General features: G+C 68.5%; 14 protein-coding genes. 8 read left to right on the forward strand and 6 right to left on the reverse strand.

Features of this window, described 5'->3' with window-relative positions; translation table 11 throughout:
• Nucleotides 1-25: 25 nt before the first annotated feature.
• A complete protein-coding gene (locus GRQ65_RS10370) occupies nt 26-967 on the forward strand; it encodes a glycosyltransferase (RefSeq protein ID WP_160877869.1) in 942 nt (313 codons plus the stop codon).
• 11 nt (nt 968-978) lie between these two features.
• Nucleotides 979-1956 carry a glycosyltransferase family 2 protein gene (locus tag GRQ65_RS10375; protein WP_237448036.1) on the forward strand — a complete coding sequence of 326 codons (978 nt, stop codon included), beginning with the start codon at nt 979-981 and terminating at the stop codon, nt 1954-1956.
• A 344-nt stretch (nt 1957-2300) separates the two neighbouring features.
• Here the strand turns inward: GRQ65_RS10375 and GRQ65_RS23995 are convergent, their stop codons facing one another.
• The 3 genes from GRQ65_RS23995 to GRQ65_RS10390 all read right to left on the reverse strand — a co-directional run bounded on the left by GRQ65_RS23995 (nt 2301) and on the right by GRQ65_RS10390 (nt 5220).
• Entirely contained in the window at nt 2301-3395 is a 1095-nt protein-coding gene (locus tag GRQ65_RS23995) for a glycosyltransferase (RefSeq protein ID WP_160877873.1), read from the reverse strand.
• Nucleotides 3396-3408: 13 nt separating this feature from the next.
• The gene (locus GRQ65_RS10385; RefSeq protein ID WP_160877875.1) at nt 3409-4251 is read right to left on the reverse strand and encodes a glycosyltransferase family 2 protein; all 843 of its coding nucleotides are present in this window, start codon (nt 4249-4251) and stop codon (nt 3409-3411) included.
• A 66-nt stretch (nt 4252-4317) separates the two neighbouring features.
• On the reverse strand, nt 4318-5220 hold the full coding sequence (locus GRQ65_RS10390; RefSeq protein ID WP_160877876.1) for a right-handed parallel beta-helix repeat-containing protein: 903 nt from the start codon (nt 5218-5220) through the stop codon (nt 4318-4320).
• 296 nt (nt 5221-5516) lie between these two features.
• Here GRQ65_RS10390 and GRQ65_RS10395 point away from each other — a divergent pair, with 296 nt between their 5' ends.
• Nucleotides 5517-6710: a right-handed parallel beta-helix repeat-containing protein gene (locus GRQ65_RS10395; protein WP_160877877.1), complete on the forward strand. Its 1194-nt coding sequence runs from the start codon at nt 5517-5519 to the stop codon at nt 6708-6710.
• A 91-nt stretch (nt 6711-6801) separates the two neighbouring features.
• The gene (locus GRQ65_RS10400) at nt 6802-7923 is read left to right on the forward strand and encodes a glycosyltransferase (RefSeq protein WP_160877878.1); all 1122 of its coding nucleotides are present in this window, start codon (nt 6802-6804) and stop codon (nt 7921-7923) included.
• On the opposite strand, the gene GRQ65_RS10405 is transcribed toward GRQ65_RS10400, so the two are convergent.
• Nucleotides 7916-8473 carry an acyltransferase gene (locus tag GRQ65_RS10405; protein WP_160877879.1) on the reverse strand — a complete coding sequence of 186 codons (558 nt, stop codon included), beginning with the start codon at nt 8471-8473 and terminating at the stop codon, nt 7916-7918. The two genes, GRQ65_RS10400 and GRQ65_RS10405, sit on opposite strands and share 8 nt — an antisense overlap.
• Before the next feature lie 26 nt (nt 8474-8499).
• Here GRQ65_RS10405 and GRQ65_RS10410 point away from each other — a divergent pair, with 26 nt between their 5' ends.
• From GRQ65_RS10410 to GRQ65_RS10420, 3 genes are all read left to right on the forward strand, one after another.
• Nucleotides 8500-9696, forward strand: a complete 1197-nt coding sequence (locus GRQ65_RS10410; RefSeq protein ID WP_160877880.1) for a glycosyltransferase — start codon at nt 8500-8502, stop codon at nt 9694-9696.
• Nucleotides 9693-11282, forward strand: a complete 1590-nt coding sequence (locus GRQ65_RS10415; protein ID WP_160877881.1) for an oligosaccharide flippase family protein — start codon at nt 9693-9695, stop codon at nt 11280-11282. Before GRQ65_RS10410 ends, GRQ65_RS10415 begins: the two co-directional genes overlap by 4 nt.
• 63 nt (nt 11283-11345) lie before the next feature.
• Nucleotides 11346-12638 carry a polysaccharide pyruvyl transferase family protein gene (locus GRQ65_RS10420; protein ID WP_160877882.1) on the forward strand — a complete coding sequence of 431 codons (1293 nt, stop codon included), beginning with the start codon at nt 11346-11348 and terminating at the stop codon, nt 12636-12638.
• Between the two features lie 314 nt (nt 12639-12952).
• On the opposite strand, the gene GRQ65_RS10425 is transcribed toward GRQ65_RS10420, so the two are convergent.
• Nucleotides 12953-14326, reverse strand: coding sequence for an exopolysaccharide biosynthesis polyprenyl glycosylphosphotransferase (locus GRQ65_RS10425; RefSeq protein WP_202387882.1), 1374 nt, complete (start codon nt 14324-14326; stop codon nt 12953-12955).
• Nucleotides 14327-14769: 443 nt separating this feature from the next.
• Between GRQ65_RS10425 and GRQ65_RS10430 the strand changes: the two genes are divergently transcribed.
• Nucleotides 14770-15687 (forward strand): hypothetical protein, encoded by a 918-nt coding sequence (locus GRQ65_RS10430; protein WP_160877883.1) that lies wholly within the window; start codon nt 14770-14772, stop codon nt 15685-15687.
• Nucleotides 15688-16058: 371 nt separating this feature from the next.
• On the opposite strand, the gene GRQ65_RS10435 is transcribed toward GRQ65_RS10430, so the two are convergent.
• A complete protein-coding gene (locus GRQ65_RS10435) occupies nt 16059-17096 on the reverse strand; it encodes a polysaccharide pyruvyl transferase family protein (RefSeq protein ID WP_160877884.1) in 1038 nt (345 codons plus the stop codon).
• Nucleotides 17097-17561: the final 465 nt, after the last annotated feature.

Here is a 17561-nt window from a genome sequence, read left to right on the forward strand (position 1 = left end):
TAGCCAGACGTGGCAGGGTGACTGCGTGCAACGAACTGACGGTGGGCCCGTCGCCTCGGTGGTGGTCCCAGCACACAACGAGCAGTCTGTGATCCTCCGATGTCTCGAGACCCTCTTGACCAATGCTCGCGAGGGAGAGTTCGAGGTGGTCGTCGCCGCCAACGGGTGCACGGACGCGACTGTTCAGCTGGTGCGGGAGTCGGGCTTGGACGTGCGATGCCTCGATCTCCCTGTGCCTGGGAAGATCAATGCTCTCAACTCCGCCGACGCCGCGTGCACCGTCTTCCCGCGCATCTACCTCGATGCAGATGTCCTGCTCGGTGCCGATGCGGCGAGGAGCCTCGCGGTGTCCCTCCGTGACGGTCCTGCCATGGCCGGCTCACCGCGCATGGTCGTCGACACGCGGTCCTGCTCCGCCGTGGTTCGCGCCTACTACCGCATCTGGACGCGACTCGACGTGTTCGGCGAGGGGTACGTCGGCTCCGGGGTCTACGGGCTGAGCCGACCGGGACATGCACGCGTCGCGCCGTTCCCGGCCGTCACCAACGACGACGACTACGTGCGGCGGTCGTTCAGCCGCGACGAGCGATGCACCACGTCCGGTTCCTTCACCGTGTTCCCGGCGCGCAACGTCACCGCCTTGGTGCGACGCGGTGCCCGGACCCGCGCAGGGAACCTGGAGCTCGACGGCACCGCGGTGGCCCCTGCGAACGCCGGCCCCGGAACCGAGAAGCGGAGCGCTGGTTCCGCGGCGCTCTCGCTCGCGCGAGACCCGCGGAACTGGCCTGACCTCGTGCTGTTCTGTCTGGTGACTCTCAGGGTGAGACGGGCCGCAGCCCGCCGCCGTGACTCGGATGCGGGCTGGGGTCGAGACGACACGTCGCGCTCCAGTGGTGCGGGAACAGAACGGCAACAGCTGCCGTCGGACCGGGCGATGTCGTCTTCGGAAGGACCCCGAGCGTCGTGACAGGCCCGACGATGCCCCTGACGAGCTCGGAGACCCCCTTGACCGCACCCGACGTCTCAGTCGTGATCGTGACCTACAACGCTGGCCACCTCGTGGAGGAGTGCTTGCGGTCGGTCACAGGGCCCAACGCGCCGAGCGTTTCACACGAGGTGATCGCCCTCGACAATGCCTCGCAGCCGTCCCTCGTGCCGCTGCTGCAGCGATTCCTGCCCGCACACCGAGTCGTAGGCGTGCCGAAGAACATCGGCTTCGGACGGGCATGCAACCTCGGCGCCGAGAGAGCGAGAGGGCGCTACGTCCTGCTCCTCAATCCGGACGCGGTGGCGGAACCTGGCGCGATTGATGCAATGGTGCGCGCAGCCGACGGTGAATCCCGCTGCGGGGTACTCGGCGGGCAGACCGTCGATCGCGACGGCCGGATCGATCCGAAGTCCTGTTGGGGAGCGCCGACAGTGTGGAGCCAGTTCTGCTTCGCGACGGGACTGAGTTCCGTTTTCCGACGCAACAGGTTCTTCGACCCTGAGTCGTTGGGAAAGTGGGACCGCACGAGCATGCGAGACGTGCCCATCGTCACCGGCTGCCTGATGATGCTCCCGCGCGAGCTGTGGCTCGCGCTGGGTGGGTTCGACCCGGACTACTTCATGTACGGCGAGGACGCTGATCTCTGCCGCCGCGTATCACAGCTGGGTCGACGGATCTGGATCACCCCTGACGCCGTAGCGATGCACGAGGTCGGTGCGTCGTCGTCCGACTCGGCCGCCAAGACGGTACTGCTGTTGAAGGGCAAGATGACCTACCTCCGCAAGAACATGCGACCCGCCGAGGCAGCGGCGGCCCGCAGGCTCTTGATGGGTGGGGTCGCCCTTCGGGCGCTGGGCGCGCGTCTCCGTGGTCGTCGTGACAGCGGGTGGATCGGTGCCTGGTCTCGGCGCTCTCAGTGGGCGAAGGGCTACGCCACGTACGATCCCTCTCGACCGGACGCCCAATGAATGTTCGCTACGTTCTCCTGGGTTAGCGAAGCCCAGGCCTAGGCCTAGGCCTAGGCCCAGGCCCAGGTCCCGGTTCGCGGGTTGGCTGACGCGGGGCTCGCCTGGGCGTGCTACAGCACGCGACGGCGAATCCGAGCCGAGGGGGCCTCAGCCCCGACATCTGCGCTCCGACGCCATGCTTCCCCGCTCGACTGCCGCACGCTGTGTCGGACGACGACCTCAAGGAATTCGGTGTCGTCGTGCAGCCGACCGCTGAGCACCCAGAGCAGCTCTTCGCGTGCAGGACCTCGCCGGGGTGCGTTGAGAGGCTCGAGGTGTTGAAGAGGCCAACTCTCGCGGGCGTGTCAGCCGGTGGCAACTGCGTCCTGCAGGAGTGGCGCGAGACGAGCGGCCTGCCGCTCAGTAGTGAAGTGCCGCTCCAGGGTCCTTCGACCGGCCCTCCCCACCGCCGAGGCTCGGTCGGGGTCGTCCAGCAGCGCGGAGCACATCTGCGCAGCTGCGGCGTGGTCTCCCGGCGGCACCGTGAAGATCCCGCCCTCGGCGTGCACGTAGTCACTCATCCCCGGGGTGTCTGTCGTGATCGCTGGGCGCCCCATGGCGATGGTCTCGAGGACCGCTGTGATGCCGGAGACGTGCAGGTTGGGGCGGGTCAAAGTGATGGTGACCGCCGCACGCCTCACAAGGTCCCGAAGCTCCGAGTGGGAAAGGTGAGGCACGACTGTGACTCCGGGAACGGCGTCCGCCTCGTGCTGCGAGATGGTCTTGGAGACAATGACGAGACGGGACGAGGGCCGGGTGTCGCGTACCGATCGGAAGGCGCGCAGCACAGTAGGGAAGTCGCGATCGCGATCATTGCCTACGCTCACAACGAGCTCGGGATCGACCTCGGACTGATCACCAGGTGTGAAGAAGTCGCCGTCGACGCCGAACGGTACGACGACGGTGCGCCGCGGATCCACGCCATATGCCTCACGCAGAATCGGCACTTGGCCAGAACTGAGCACGAACACACCGTGCATACGCCGCAGACCCTTGGATACGGCGTCGCGCAGTGGCCGGTTCGGCACGGAATCGGTGCACCAGATCACGTTGCCCACCACCGGGGGCGGGTTGCGCTGCATCAGCACGGCGGGCACACCCACGCGCTCGTCCCACGCTAGAACAACCTCTGCGTCGGCTTCCACGAGCGCGCCGAAGGTCCAATCCAACCCACCGCCGAGACGTCGCAAGGCGCCCCGGAGTTTCCGGGGCGACCGCGTGCGCAGGCGCGTCCCGCGAACGACCAGCCCGTGTTCGCTGAGCCGATCGAGTCCGTAGGGGAAAGCGTCGGGCACCTCGCCCGACGTGTGCCGGCGCTGCCAGTCCTTGACGTCCCGGTCGCCACCGAGAAGCACCTGGACGTCGATGGCGCGCGACGGACGGTGGGTGGAGCGGTTCACGCGACGATGCCCGTCACGTCCACGCGTTCTTCCCCGTCAGCGCCTTCCTGAGTCTGCGACGACCATGGGTCAGCTTGCGGCGCCATCCGCTGAAGCGGCGCAGGTCGAGTGAAGCAGCCTGGACTGACCTTGCGTCCTGCTTGGTCTGCTCCAGCCACTCGGCCAGGGTGGTGGCTCCGGTGTGGAGGGCCGAGAGGGGCCTCGCTTCTTGGTAGGCAGCCTCGTTGCGGAAGGCCGTCAGCGGGTGGCGGGGGTCGTCCATGTGCTCTTCGCGGACCATGGGCATGGGCCAGCCGTTGACGTATCCGCGTTGAGCCACCCGGATGCACCAAGACGGGAAGCTCTGGCCCGGCTGCAGCGTGCCGACCTCGTCGACCAGGGAGCGGCGGAACATGTGCCCGCTGCCTTGGACCCAATGGTTGCGCAGCAGGGTGACCCCGTGCATCGTCTCGACCTTGGGTCTGGCGAGTTCCTCGTCCCAGTCCTCCGGGAGGAACCGCCAGCTGCCCAGGACGCCGAACGTCGGCGAGGCACTGAGCGCGCGGGTGAGGTGCTCTACCCAGCCAGGCTCCATGAGGGAGTCGTCGTCTACTTTTGAGAGATACGTGCCCCGGGCCTCAGTCCACAGCCAATTCATCGCGGGTCGCAGTCCGACGTTCTCCTCGGAACGGTGGACCCGGTGCAAACGCGGGTGGTCCTCGTGGGCGGCAATGACGTCGAGGACTTCCCGATCCGTGCCGTTGTGCCATACCCAGACGCGGCTGCCCTCTGGGCACGTCTCGAGGAGACGGGGCAACGACAGAGCCGTGTATGCCGCTCTGGTGTGCGTGATCAGCATCACATCGAGGTCAGTCATCGGCGCTCTTCCCCTGGACCGTGTCTCCAACAGGACGCATCGTAGTGAGACCAGACTTCACAGCCATCAGGGGCGGTCGATCTTAACGATCAACCCCGTTCTCGCTGTCGTGTTGCCCGTACCTATTGGAACTGACTCGGGTGAGATGATTGGGCCGTATCTGCTGCCGTCGCCGAAGGTGTTGTCGCGGATGACGAAGTCCTCCGCGTCGATGTCGCCGCGGATGTTCAGGCTGTAATTGCCACCGTCGAGCAGGTTGTCCTCGATCACCACATTGCGCGACGTGTACGGCGCCGACTCGCTGCCGAGCATGATCGCCGCGTTGCCCAGGTCCGATCCTCCGGTGTCGCGCGGGTCGAGCGTGTTGCCTCGGATCACCACGTCGTTGGATGAGATGCCCTGCACTGCATCGGGGTGGAGCGACCCTGAGCGCGCAAGGTCGTGCACCCAGCTGTCCTCGAGCAGGATCGAGCTGCCCATGCGGACTCCGTCGTTGACGCTGTGGACGTTCAGGCGCGAGAGCCGCGAGCGACTCACATCGACGCCGATGTCGACGACGCCGCCTCCGTCGACCTCTACATCCTCGATCACCGTGCCAGACACCTCACCGGAGGTCGTGATCGCACGCTTCGCGTCCGGGTCTTCGCACCTGACTCGGCTCTGCTTGAGCGTGACGTCGTCAGCGGCGATGATCACGCAGCCCCTGATGTCGAGACCCTGAACGACGGCACCCTCTTCACTGATCATCAACGACCCGCTTGGCTCGAGAGTGACGCCGGCGGGGACGCCGGTGTTCGTAGGGCCGGCGACAGTCTCGACGGGGCTGGGAGTAGCGGGGATCTCGCTCACGATGCCGCCGCCCAGCTCCCTGCCCAGGTCGCTGCACGCAGTGAGGCTCGTGACGAGCAGGCCGATGATGATCCAGCTCCGCCAGATCGTCGAGAGAGAGCCACCTCTCATCCCCCGCACTGCTCCATCCTAGGTGACGTGCCTCGCCTGGCTCGTCCTGCGCGCTCGGGCCCCCCGGGCATGTAGCGACCCGCCCCGCCGAGTCGTCGGACTCTCTGCACCCTCCGACGGGACACGGGCGCAGCTGTCCAGACCGGCAATCGTCCGTATGGGGGATGTTGCGATGTCTTACTCCGACGTGGATCGATTGTTTCTAAATTGTGGATGTCGGATCGGGCGGGGCGCGCAAGCCCCACCCCGGGGGTTCTGTCGTCGCAGCGGCCTCACCGTCAACCCCAACTCACGGAGGCGCTGTCGTGCTCATCAAGACCCTACGCAAGACCCACCGATTGATCGCGGCGCTCGCCGTTGCGGTGGCCCTCACCGGTGCGGCTGTAGCGTCCGCCACCGCGGCCCCGGCGGACCAGCTCCGCTATGCGGGAAGTGGACTGAACGGTCTCCAAATTCCCGTCGGGACGGTCGACATGGAGGCGTGGTCGAGCACGCCGGCTCGTGAGGTGCAGTTCTTCTTGGGGGACCAGCCGGTAGGGGTCGACACGACCCTGGACCAGCGCGATGGCTACTGGGTCGCTTCCGTTCCGGTGCAGCTCACGACCCCCGGCTCGGCGCAGCTGAAGGCGAAGATCGTCGTCGACAAGAAGGCCTTCCGCACCATCTGGAAGTACTTCACCGTGGTGACGCCCCCTCCTGCGGTCTCCCCAGTGGCCGTGAACACCACCGGGAAGCCTGGACCCGACAACACCGGTGTCCCGGCGGGGGTTGCGCTATCGCCCAGCGGGTCCCTCGTGGTGACCAAGCCCGGCACGGTGATCGACGGGCTCGACATCCAGGGTTGTCTGACGGTCCAAGCGAACAACGTGACGGTCAAGAACACGCGCATCACGTGCACCAACCCTTCGAGGGCCCGTGCGGTGCGCATGACGTCAGGGGCGAAAGGGTTGCTCATCACGGACAGTGAGGTCAACGGCACCGGCACGACCGACATCGGCATCGAGGCCTCCAGCGCCGTGATCCGTCGCGTCGAGGTCTCGAACGTCAACGACGGCATCCGCATCGGCAACGACATCCTGATCGAGGACAGCTGGGTGCACGACCTCACGCGCCTCGGCAGCGGCCACCCCGACGCGGTGCAGGGCATCTCGGCGCAGAACGTCGTCATCCGTGACAACACTCTCAACCCCCGCAACTACACGACAGGTGACCTCGGGAATGCGGCGATCATGCTGGGGAGCGAGGCTGGGACCAAGCTCTCCCGCAACGTGACGATCACCGGCAACTTCCTCGACGGCGGCAACTACTCGCTCAACGTCAGCGGGAGCATCACGGCGTCCGCTCTCGAGGTCCGCGACAACATCTTCGGCACGGACAGCCGGTACGGCCCGGTGATTTCTCCGGTCCGAGTCCCCATCGGACGGGGGAACGTCGTGAACACCACCGGCCTGCCGGTCACGGTCGACGTGCCCAAGACGAAGTCGTCCTCGGCTCGCTGACCCCTCTAGGGCATGGCGCCGAGTCCGCCAGCGTCGCGCCGAGCGCCTAGTCTCGGGGCGACGCTGGCCTCTCGACGAACGGTGGTGCCTGATGGGCGCGGACGTGGTGTTCACGCTGTCACTCGAGACGTTCGACGACGTCGTCCGCCGGGAGTTCTGCAGACCACCCGACCGCGGGCTGCTCGCTCTTGCCCAGAGTCCGGAGGTCACTCGCCTAGCCGTCGTCGACGCGTGGCGTTCCTGGCCCTCAGCGGTGATCAGACGCCGTGGGCTCAGCAGTACTGAGCAGGTGGAGGTCGCTGATCGTCTGGTGACTCGGTTGCGACCGCGCCGCCTCCGACGGGGAGAGCCGACCGAGGTGAGGGTGCTCGAACGCGAGTACGCCCGCTACAGCCGATGGTCTGGGCGCGTGCTTGGTCTGCGATCGGGTGATGAGGCTGCTCTGGTGACCTACAACCCCTTCGTCGCCGCATTCGCGGACGCCCCGTGGATCGGCCGCCGTGTCTTCGTCTGTCGAGACGACTTCGCCTCGGCTCCCAGGAAGAAGCCGTGGTGGCCGGCCTACCGGAGGGCGTACGAGCAGCTGGCCGACCGCTGCGATGCCGTCTTCGCAGTCTCGGACGAGCTCGCCTCCCGGATTGCGCCCGGTCTCGCGCGCACGCTGCCCAACGGCATCGACGCTCAGCTGTGGTCGCCCGAGCGCGTGGTGGAGCGTCCAGAGGTGCCTTATGCGGTCTACGCCGGCACGGTCGAGCGACGCGTGGACCTCACCCTGCTCGCCGAGGTCCTGAAAGTGGTGCCCAGGATCCTTGTGGCTGGGGTGATCGCCGATGAGGAGATGCGGCGCGAACTGCAGGAGATGGCTGGTGTCGAGGTGCTCGGCCCGCTGAAGCAGGAGGACCTTGTGCGGGTCGTGTCCGGGGGATCTGTTGGGCTCATCCCCCATCACGACACCCCGATGACCCGCGCCATGTCCCCGCTCAAGATGTACGAGTACCTCGCCGCAGGTCTCCCCGTGGTGGCCACCGATCTTCCGCCGGTGGCCGATGGCGGCGACCGCGTCTGGCGCTGCACCACCCGGGGGGAGTGGGCCGGAGCGGTGCGGGCCGCTCTGGCGGCGGGTGTGCACGGCCCGGCCGAGCGGGCCGAGGTCATCGCTCAGATCTCCTGGGACGCGCGCCTCGCCCCCGTGGTGGAGGCTGCCGTCAGCTGATGCGGCGCTCTGCTGGGAAGTCCTCACGCCAACCCACGACACGTGCCGGGGTGCCGACGCAGATGCTGCCCGCCGGAAGGTCCCGAGTCACCGTCGATGCCGCCCCAACGACCACTCCCTCGCCGAGGGTGACTCCGGGGAGCACCACCACCTTCGCGCCCAGCCAGCAGCCGTCGCCGATGTGGACGTCGCTCTCGATCTTGTCCTGGTCCATCACCGGGGTCCCCCACCGGGTGCCGTAGTTGCTGGCCGTGATGAACACCTCCGGTGCGAGGAGCACGTGGTCGCCGAGGACGATGCGGCTAGAGCCGTCCCCGGCCCAGAGGGAGCAGCGTTCTCCGATGTGACCGCGTTCACCGATGCTGATCCGCTCCGCGTTGCGGAGACTGACCGAAGGCGCCATGGCGAGCCCCGGTCCCGCCGTGAGTCGACGCCTCTGTCGGGCATGGGCGTACCCGTGGGCGTTGACCACCTTCAGTAGGTGCAGCCACAGCAGGGGGTCCAGGATGTTGGTGAGAGCGGTCACGAGACGCGGCAGGGCTCGGAGCATGGCGAGAAGACTGTCACGATAAGAGCGTGAGCAGCCGCGCTGGTGCTGAGGGCACCGTCTCCTACGTCGTGAGCGGCTACCCCGTGCTGTCGCAGACCTTCGTTCGCAACGAGGTCTTCTCCCTGCGCCGGGCAGGCGTCGCGGTCGACGTGTCGAGCATGGGCAGAGGGGACCGCGAGTCCATCCCCCTCGAGTGGTCGGGCCCCTATCACGCCATGCCGGAGGTCTCCTGGTCCGAGGCGCTGCGGGATGCGCTGTGGTGGGCTCGAAGGCCGCGCGCGGTGCTGCGCCTGCTGGCCGCGATCCGTCTGTGCACCGCGGCAGAGCCCGCACTGCTGCTCCGGGGTGTCCCGACCACGGCTCGCCGACTCGCCGGCCTCGACACGAGGGTCGTGCACACGCACTTCGGATGGCGTGCGATCGTCCCGGCGCTCTACGTCGCAGCCCTGCTCGGGGTCCCCGCGACCATCACGACGCACGCCGCGGACATCTTCATGCCCTCTCGGCGGCTCGCGCAGCGCCTCGCGGGTATGGCCCGGGTGGTCACCGTGTGCCGGTCCAACGTCCCCCACCTGACGGCTCTCGGTGTTCCTGACTCGAAAGTCAGCGTCATCCCCTGCGGAGTGGACACCGACGTCGCGGTGGAGCCTGTCGCCGACCACCGTCGAGTGGTCTCGGTGGGTCGGCTCGTGGAGAAGAAGGGCTTCGACGTCCTGCTCGGGGCGTTCTCCCAGGTCGCCGATCGTCACGACGGGGCGGTTCTCGAGATCGTCGGGGACGGCCCCGAGCGCGAGGCCCTCGAGGCTCAGACAGTGCGTCTCGGACTGGGGGAGCGGGTCGTCTTCGCGGGCTCCCTTCCCAACGACGAGGTGCTCGGACGGGTGGTCCGCGCCGGAGGTTTCGTCCTCGCATGCCGTCGTCTCCCCAACGGAGACAGTGACGCGATGCCCGTGTCGCTGCGCGAGGCGATGGTGCGCGGACGTCCGGTCATCTCGACCGAGGTCGCCGGCATCCCGGAGTCCGTCGACGAGCACGTGGGCTGGCTGGTGCCCAGCGAGGACCCCGACGCGCTGGCGTCCGCGCTCCACGAACTCCTCTCCGACCCGGCCGAAGCCGCACGACGGGGTCTCGCGGGTCGCGACCGGGTCGTGCGCACGGCCTCGCTCGAGACCTCGGCGCAGGCGATGCTGCGCGTCTGGGACGATCTCGAGGCTGGCCGGTGACCGGGTCCGGGCGGACGGCGGGTGGTGCTCCTGAGGTCGCGGTCGATGCGCTCATCGAGCTCGAACCCGAGGTGGAGAACCCAGCCCTTCGCGGACAGCTCAGCCAAGGCACGCTCTCGACGCAGGTCCGGCGAGGTGTCGCGTGGAATGCCGGGACCCGCGTGTTCGAACAGGTCCTGCAGCTCGCCGCCACCGCGATCCTGGCGCGGGTACTCGGGCCCGAGGCGTACGGGCAGGCTGCTCTCGTCGCGATCGTTGCTGGCTTCGCAGCGATCTTCATCGACATGGGGATCCCAGGAGCCGTGATCCAGGCGCCGCGTCTCGACAACCGTCTGCTGTCGACCGCGTTCTGGATGAACCTCGCCACGGGAATCGTGATGGCGCTCATCGTCTGCGCTGTCGCGGTGCCTGTTGCACGCTTCTACGGAGAGCCCGAGCTCTCCGGTCTGATCATGTTGTCGAGCCTCACCTTCGTCCTGTCGCTGAACGCCGTGCACGTCGCGCTGATGCAGCGCGCGCTGCAGTTCAAGCGCATTGGGAAGATGACGTTCGTGACGGCGACGGCCGGCGTGCTGACGACGCTCGGAGCGGCGCTGCTCGGTCTCGGAGCGGTGAGCCTGGTCCTCGGGCCCATCGCATCGCGTCTCGTCTCGGTCATCCAGGTGCAGAACGCCGTGCGCTGGTGGCCGACCGCGAAGCCGTCCAGAGCGGCGGCACGCTCCCTGTGGGCGTTCGGGGGCGGTCTCACAGGCTTCAACATCGTCAACTACGCCGCCGGTTCAGCAGACCGTTTCGTCCTCGGACGCTTCGTCGACGTCACGGCCGTGGGCTACTACGGCCGCGCGGTGAACCTCATGATGCTGCCGGTCCAGCAGACCGCAGGGGCGCTCTCGCGGGTGTTCTTCCCGGCGTTCGCGAGCATGGTCCAGGACCCGCCGCGCCTCAGGCGAGCGTGGCTGCGACTGGTCCATGCAGCGTGGTTGCTCGGTCTGCCTCTCGGGGTGGGGCTGGCGGTGAGCGCGCCAGCCGCCGTGCAGGTCCTCTACGGCGACCAGTGGTCAGCCGTCGTGCCGCTCCTGGTCGTGCTGTCCGGAACGATCCCGTTCCTGCTCGTGAGCGCCAACGCGAGCCCGCTCTACCAGGCCATGGGCGAGACGGCGCTGCAGTTCCGTCTGAGCATGGTCGCGGCTGTCGCTGCCATCTCGCTCATCCTGGTGGGCGCGCAGTGGGGCGCCCTGGGGGTCGCCGCGGCGGTGCTTACCCGGGCGCCGGTCTCACTGGCGATCAACCTGCCACCGCTCATGCGCAGGTTGGAGGTCCGGTGGCGCGATCTCGTCCTCCCGCTCTGGCGCATCGCTCTCGCCGCCGCCCTCATGGGTGCGGCTGCGTACGGCGTCGGTCTCCTCCTGAGCGACCAGCCGGCGGCTGTGACCCTCGCTGGTCAGGTGGCGACGGGCGGCGTGGTCTACCTGGGTCTGATCTGGCCGCTCGAGCAACGTGCGATCAGAGAACTGATCGGATCGAGGAAGCGACGGGGCGGCCGGGCCCGCTCGACCGAGGAAGCCCGAGAGGCTGACCCCGCGTGACGGCCGCTACAGGCCGGTCCCGCGACCTCCGCGTGAGGAGACCACCTCCGTTAGGTTGAGCCCATGACCCGTGTGGTGTACCTCGGTGCCGTCGTCTCCAACGGGGGCGACGCAGCGATCATGGAGGCCCAGATCGCGGCGCTCGACAGGGCTTACCCGGGTCACGTCGCCGTTCTCCACGACAACGCTCCCACCGTGGCGCGCCGCACCTTCCCTCGGTGCGAGGTGCTGCCGCCTACCGGCAACGTGGTCAACAGGCCCGCGGGGCCGGGGAAACACCGGGAGGCGATGCGGCGCCTGAACCGGGTCCGCGTTCGCACCGCTGCGCGGCTGTGGCGGACAGCCGGTGAGAGAGCTGCTCGCGCCATGCTCACCGGCGACGAGGCAGCCCAGTTGAGCTCGATGGCGAGAGCCGAGGTGGTGGCCTACACGGGCGGAACCTCGCTGATCGAGAAGTACTCGCTGAAGAGCAAGCTGTTCGAGATCGAGCTCTCCTCACTCCTTGGACGACCCGTGGTGCTCCTCCCGCAGTCTGTCGGCCCGTTCGGCAAGGCCGAGAACAAGCGGTTGATGAGGCGCCTGATGAAGTCGGTCGACCTGACCCTCCTCCGTGACGAGCGGTCGCTGAGCCACCTCCGGGACATCGACGCCGACACCTCGAGCGTTCGAGTGGTGCCCGACATCGTCTTCGCCCTGGCCGAGCCGGGGGACGTGGACCGACTCCGGCAGTCGGGGGAGGTCCCGTCGAGTGGGGCGCGAATCGCCATCAGCGTCCGCGACTGCCGTCTCTTCTACGGGGGCACCGAGGCAGAGCGCGCCGCCGGGCAGGTGCGCTACGAGGAGGCGATCGCCGGCCTCGCGGAGGAACTGTGCGCGCGGGGCGCGTCCGTGACCTTCCTCAGCACCTGTCAGGGCGTCCCGGAGTACTGGACCGACGACTCCGAGGTCGCTGTCTCGATCGTCGGCCGCCTGCCCGAGGGGGTGCGAGACCAGGTGACGGTGGACGACTCTTACCACTCGGTGCGCGACCTCAAGGACTCCTACGGCACCTTCGACCTGGTGGTGTGCACCCGCCTGCACGCCTCAATCCTGGCTCTCGACGCCGGCACGCCCGTCCTGCCCGTGGCCTACGAGTTCAAGACCCACGAGGTGATGAAGCAGCTGGGACTGGCGGACGTGGTCGTCGACATCGCCGACATCTCTCGCGACCGGTTGGTGCAGTCCCTCGACACGCTGACGGCCGAGCTGCCGAGCCGCCGGGACGCTCTCGCTACGGCCCTGGCCTCCATGGTTGCGCAAACCGCGTCGACCGGCTCTCAGGTGCAGGCTGCCGTCGAGTCACACGCCTCTCGCTGACCCACCCCACCGCGGGCCCACGACCCGGGGCGGCGGTCGCGGGCCCACCGCACTGGGATTGACAGAACTTTCACGCGCGCCAGTCATTCCCACGGCGTCCGGTCTAGGCCACACTCGTCTTGTGACGTGGGTCATCGTGGCGGCAGCGGTCTGGGGAGTGTTCTCTCTGCTGTGGACGCTCGTCGTGGCGCGGCGCCTCGGGTGCACGCCGTACGGCGCCGGGTGCCTGGGTGCCGGCCTCGTTCTCGACCCGAGCCCCGGCACAGCCGTCAACCGACCGTAGGAGCCCGACGCGTGAGCACCGGGCTCCGACGTCAGTAGGCGCCGCGCGAGGCGAGGACAGCGCCGGCGGTGCGGGACAGGATTGTGAGGTCCTGGAGCATCGACCAGTTGTCGACGTAGTAGAGGTCGAGACGGACCGACTCCTCCCACGTCAGGTCGGAGCGACCAGAGACCTGCCAGAGGCCGGTGAGGCCGGGGCGGACCTTGAGGCGGCGCTGCGTCAGCCGGTCGTACGTCGCGACCTCGGAAGGCAGCGGCGGACGGGGGCCGACCAGGCTCATGTCACCGCGCAGGACGTTGAGCAGCTGCGGGAGCTCGTCGAGCGAGAGGCGGCGCAGGAGCTTGCCGGGGCTGGTGATGCGCGGGTCGTCCTTCATCTTGAAGAGACCGCCCTCGAAACCCTGCTCGGCCTGGAGCCGGGCGAGGCGGGCCTCGGCGTCGGTCACCATAGTGCGGAACTTCAGGCAGGAGAACTCCTCGCCGTGGCGCCCGGTCCGGGTCTGGCGGAAGAAGACGGGGCCGCGGTCGTGCAGCTTCACCCAGGTGGCGATCGCCAGCATGGTGGGCGCGGCGAGCAGCAGGATCGCGGACGTGACCGCGACGTCGAAGACCCGCTTGGCGCGGCGCGCGGCGAGGGTGTGGCGCGGCGGGTCGATGTGGACCAGCGGCAGTCCGCCGACGGGGCGGACGCGGATGCGCTCGCGGGCGACGTCGGTGACGCTGGGGGCCACGATGACCTGGATCTGGCGGTGCTCGAGGTCGTAGACGAGCTCGCGCATCTGGTCGGGGCCGTCGAGGGCGCCGCCGGCGACGAAGACGATGTCGGCGTTGGCCTCGGTCAGGACCTCGATGGCGTCGTCGGTGGTGCCGAGGACAGGCACACCCGAGGCGGTCTCCACGGCGGCGTAGGACGCCGGGACGATGGCGCCGTGGACGCGGTAGCCGAGCCACGACTCGCGGCTCAGCACCCGGGAGATCTCGTCGACGTTGGCCGGGGCGCCGGCGATGATCACGTCGTGGCACGCGGTGCCGGCGCGGCGGGCGCGGTGGAGCGCGCGACGCAGCAGCGCGCGCTGCAGCACCAGGACGACCGGGCCGAGGATGAACGTCAACAGGTAGAAGCCGCGCGACAGCTCGAAGTTCGTGAGGTACGACGCCACGGCGGTGAGGCCGGCAGCGAGCAGGCTGGCGTTGAGGACGATCTTGTACTCCTCGATGCCCGCACCGAAGAGCCGCTCACGGTAGCCGCCGAGCGCCGCGATGATCGCGACCCAGCCCAGCAGGATCAGCGGCGTCACGAGCCCGATGGGCCGTCCGACGTCGAGCGCCGAGGCGAACCAGCCGAAGCCGAAGCGCAGGGCCAGGGCGGTGACGGCGACGAGCGCCATCGCGACGACGTCGAGCACGAGCGCCGCCCTCGGCAGGTAGCCGATGCCGCGCCTCGCCCGGGCCGGTACGGCCTCTGGACCTGACGGTGCTTCAGCGCGCCACGGCGCGCTCAGTTCTCCACGCATTTGTCCCCCCGTTGAACGTGTGCGTGTTCCCATGACTTGGACGCTAGGGCCGGAAGATGTCTCCTGCGTAACCGCCAGAAGTCAAACCGAACCTGCTCACTACCGTAAGCCCCTGGATCGATCCAACCAAACCCTTGTAATTCCGCTTGGAATGGGGGATCTTCATCCGTTCGGCCCACGAGCGGCCTGGACCACCGAGTGGCCAGGATCACGCGCTGCGGTCCACGAGGTGGGATCCTCGGAACCGGTTGTGGGGCCTTCGGAACCGGGTGATGATGCCGGAGGCCGAGACGCGCAGGTCAGGGGACCGGCAGCAGGCACCGGAGGGGGACCAGGTGGCGGGGGCTTCGCGCGACGCCGACGAGAGGCCTGACGGGCCCGTGCACGGCGGTGTCGACAAGGTCGCCTGGAGCAAGGCTGTCGTCCTGCTGAACGTCGTGCTCATCGCCGCCGTCGCCATCGCGGCGTTCCGCTACACCCGGCCCGACCAGGCCGAGGACCCCGCCTACCAGCCGCAGGCCGTCGCCACCGACACCAGTGGGCTGAGCCCGAGTGCGGCCACGATGTCGCCCAGCACGACCACGACGTCCGCCGAGCCGGCGCCCTCCGCGGATCCGACGTCGCCCGGCCCCAGCGCGGCCCCGACGGTGCCGGCGTCCGAGGTGCCGACGGTGCGCACGACGCTGCGGGCCGACTTCGGCGCGGGCGACCCGTGGCCGGTCGGCGCGGGGTTCCGCGAGACGGGCCGGATGGCCTACTCCCTCGGCGTCGTCGACCGGCTCATGGTGCACGGCGACCCCGAGGGCCCGGGCACGGTGAGCTGGCTCGAGAAGTGGACCGGCGGCTCCGACGTACGACGCCTCGGCGCGCGGGTGCTGTTCGCCCCCAACCACTCCGGGTCGGTCGCCCTCACCGCGTGGCACACCTCGGTGCTCGAGGCCTCCGGGACGGCCGTGCCGCGCACCGGGATGCGGCTCGTCGCCTCGCCCGGGCGGTGGAAGCTCGTCGCCCTCGACGCCCAGGGTCGTGAAGCGGTGCTGGCCACGGGTTCGTGGCAGGCGCAGGGGAGAGGGGCGACGTTCGACCTCGTGCGCAAGGGCGCGGCGCTGTGGCTCACGGACCCGACGGGCGTGGTCACCTCGGTGACCGATCCGCGGGTGCAGTCGTTGTCGGGGCCGTGGGCGGGGTTCGAGTTGCGCGAGCAGCGGGTCGGGCAGCGGCCGGCGGCGTTCCAGGAGATCTGGGCGGGCTGAGCGGTCGACAGGCTGAGTGGATCGGGGACTTCGGGCACGGTGTGCTCGCCGAACGATGGTGAAAACCCCCGAGAGAGTAGCCAGCAACACGCACGGCCGGACTCTCGGGCCGCCAGCTTGTTCTCCGTCCGCGTCACTGTCGTTCGTACGTGGCGCCTGGGCTGTCGCCACGACCTGCTGCGGACGACTCCTCCCGTCCACATCGCCTCGCACATGGGCTCGACTTCGCGAGGCTCCACAGCCTGTCCCTGAAGCGCTTCGACTGTCCCAACTGACGAAGGCACGTCACCTCTAAACCTCGTGCCCAGAGCCCCGACAGGCCGACGCACTGGGCCCGTTCAGCGGCCGCCAGCCGAGACGCGAAGGCAAGGTCAAGCACCATCTCCTGATGCAATGAGGTCCTCAGCCATTGTCATGGCCTCCGCCGGTGATCCTGCCAATTTCGCGACAGCGCTCGTATGCGTGAACGCGTCGAAGATCGTGCGAACCTTCCCGTAATTGTTGTCGACCACAATGTTGGGAATTCCCATGAGGGTGGCGATGACGTGGGCGTGGAGACGGTCGGTCACTAGGACACGGGTCCCGCTCAACTGCCGGACAGCTGCGTCGACGCACGTCTTCGCCATCAGGTCGTACGTACGTGACAGCACCGGCTGCCAGCGAGACCGGGCGCTGCTGGGTTGCCCAGGTAGTCGACGCGCCACCCGGGGCCCAGCCTTGGCGGCGGTCCATACGCGTCGGCCCCTCTGGTCGAATGCCCACTCGGTGAGGGCCGACTGGTGGCGCCCGCGGGAGACCAGTTCGCGTAGTCCCCCACTCTCGTGATCGGTGCGAGCTAGGACTTGCAAATCTCGAGTCGGCCCGGCCGTTGTCGGCAGCGGGCCCATGTGGGTAGCCGAATCAGGGCAGAGACGAGTCCGTAGGCCCATGTCCTCGCCCTGTTGCAGGCTTGAACGATCGCGGGCGAGCAGAGTGAAGGCGCGGTGGTCGCCCATGGCGGACGCTACGCGAGCGCGTTCGCGCGAGTCGCGGAAGCCGACGGATTGGGGCAATTGCACGATGACTCGGTCCGGGAAGTCACGCAGGACGCGTTCGCGTAGTTCTTGGTGCTCGGGCCAGTAGTCGCCGAAGTTCCCCCCGCCGTGGAGGAGGATGGGACCCTCAGGATGCATACGTCGCAGGTCGTCCGGGTCGTAGCGGCCGATGTCGCACACGTATCGACGTGTGTGCCCGAGGGTGTTGAGCAGGACGTTCTGCCCTTGCCAGATGGCAGCGTCGCCAAAGTTGTCGGAATACGGGAAGTCCACGAGCGCGACGGGCTCACCCGGTGCGAGGACAGACGTGAGGGCATCTGTCGCGATTTGGGAGAGTCGCTGGGACAGGCCCAGCGCGTCCTCGTTTCCGGTCATCCGAGGCCTCCGTGACGTTCTAGTGGTGGAGTCGAGGCCTCCCCGGGAAGAATCGATCGTCGGGTCGGCCCGACGGCTCGATCAGCCCGCCCGAGTGCGTCGTCGCACCAGCGAGGCATAACGCCGGACAGCCTGCCACACCGCTCGATCTTCCTGCAGCGCACGGTGACGAGGTCGGCCACGCCGAACCGCGGCGTCAAGACAAACCGGCGCTTTACTCCGCGAGGCTGGCGGTGGGAGGTAGGACTGAGCGTAAGGCTCCGGAGCCTGTCCGGGCAGGGCGCCGAGATCGGTATCTGCATGCCAGGAGCAGCGGTTGTCTCCCGGCCTCTTCACAGGTCCCGGGCGCAGGCGTCTGACCCCCACGCACGTTGGGCGAGAAGTGCGAGTGGAGGGACATCCGTGGCCACGTTGAGAAGCGCCGCATGTGAGGACCACATCCCCGAGCAATCGGGGAGGAGCGCC

Source organism: Nocardioides flavescens, from assembly GCF_009823805.1.
In the GTDB taxonomy this organism is placed as follows: Bacteria; Actinomycetota; Actinomycetes; order Propionibacteriales; family Nocardioidaceae; genus Nocardioides; species Nocardioides flavescens.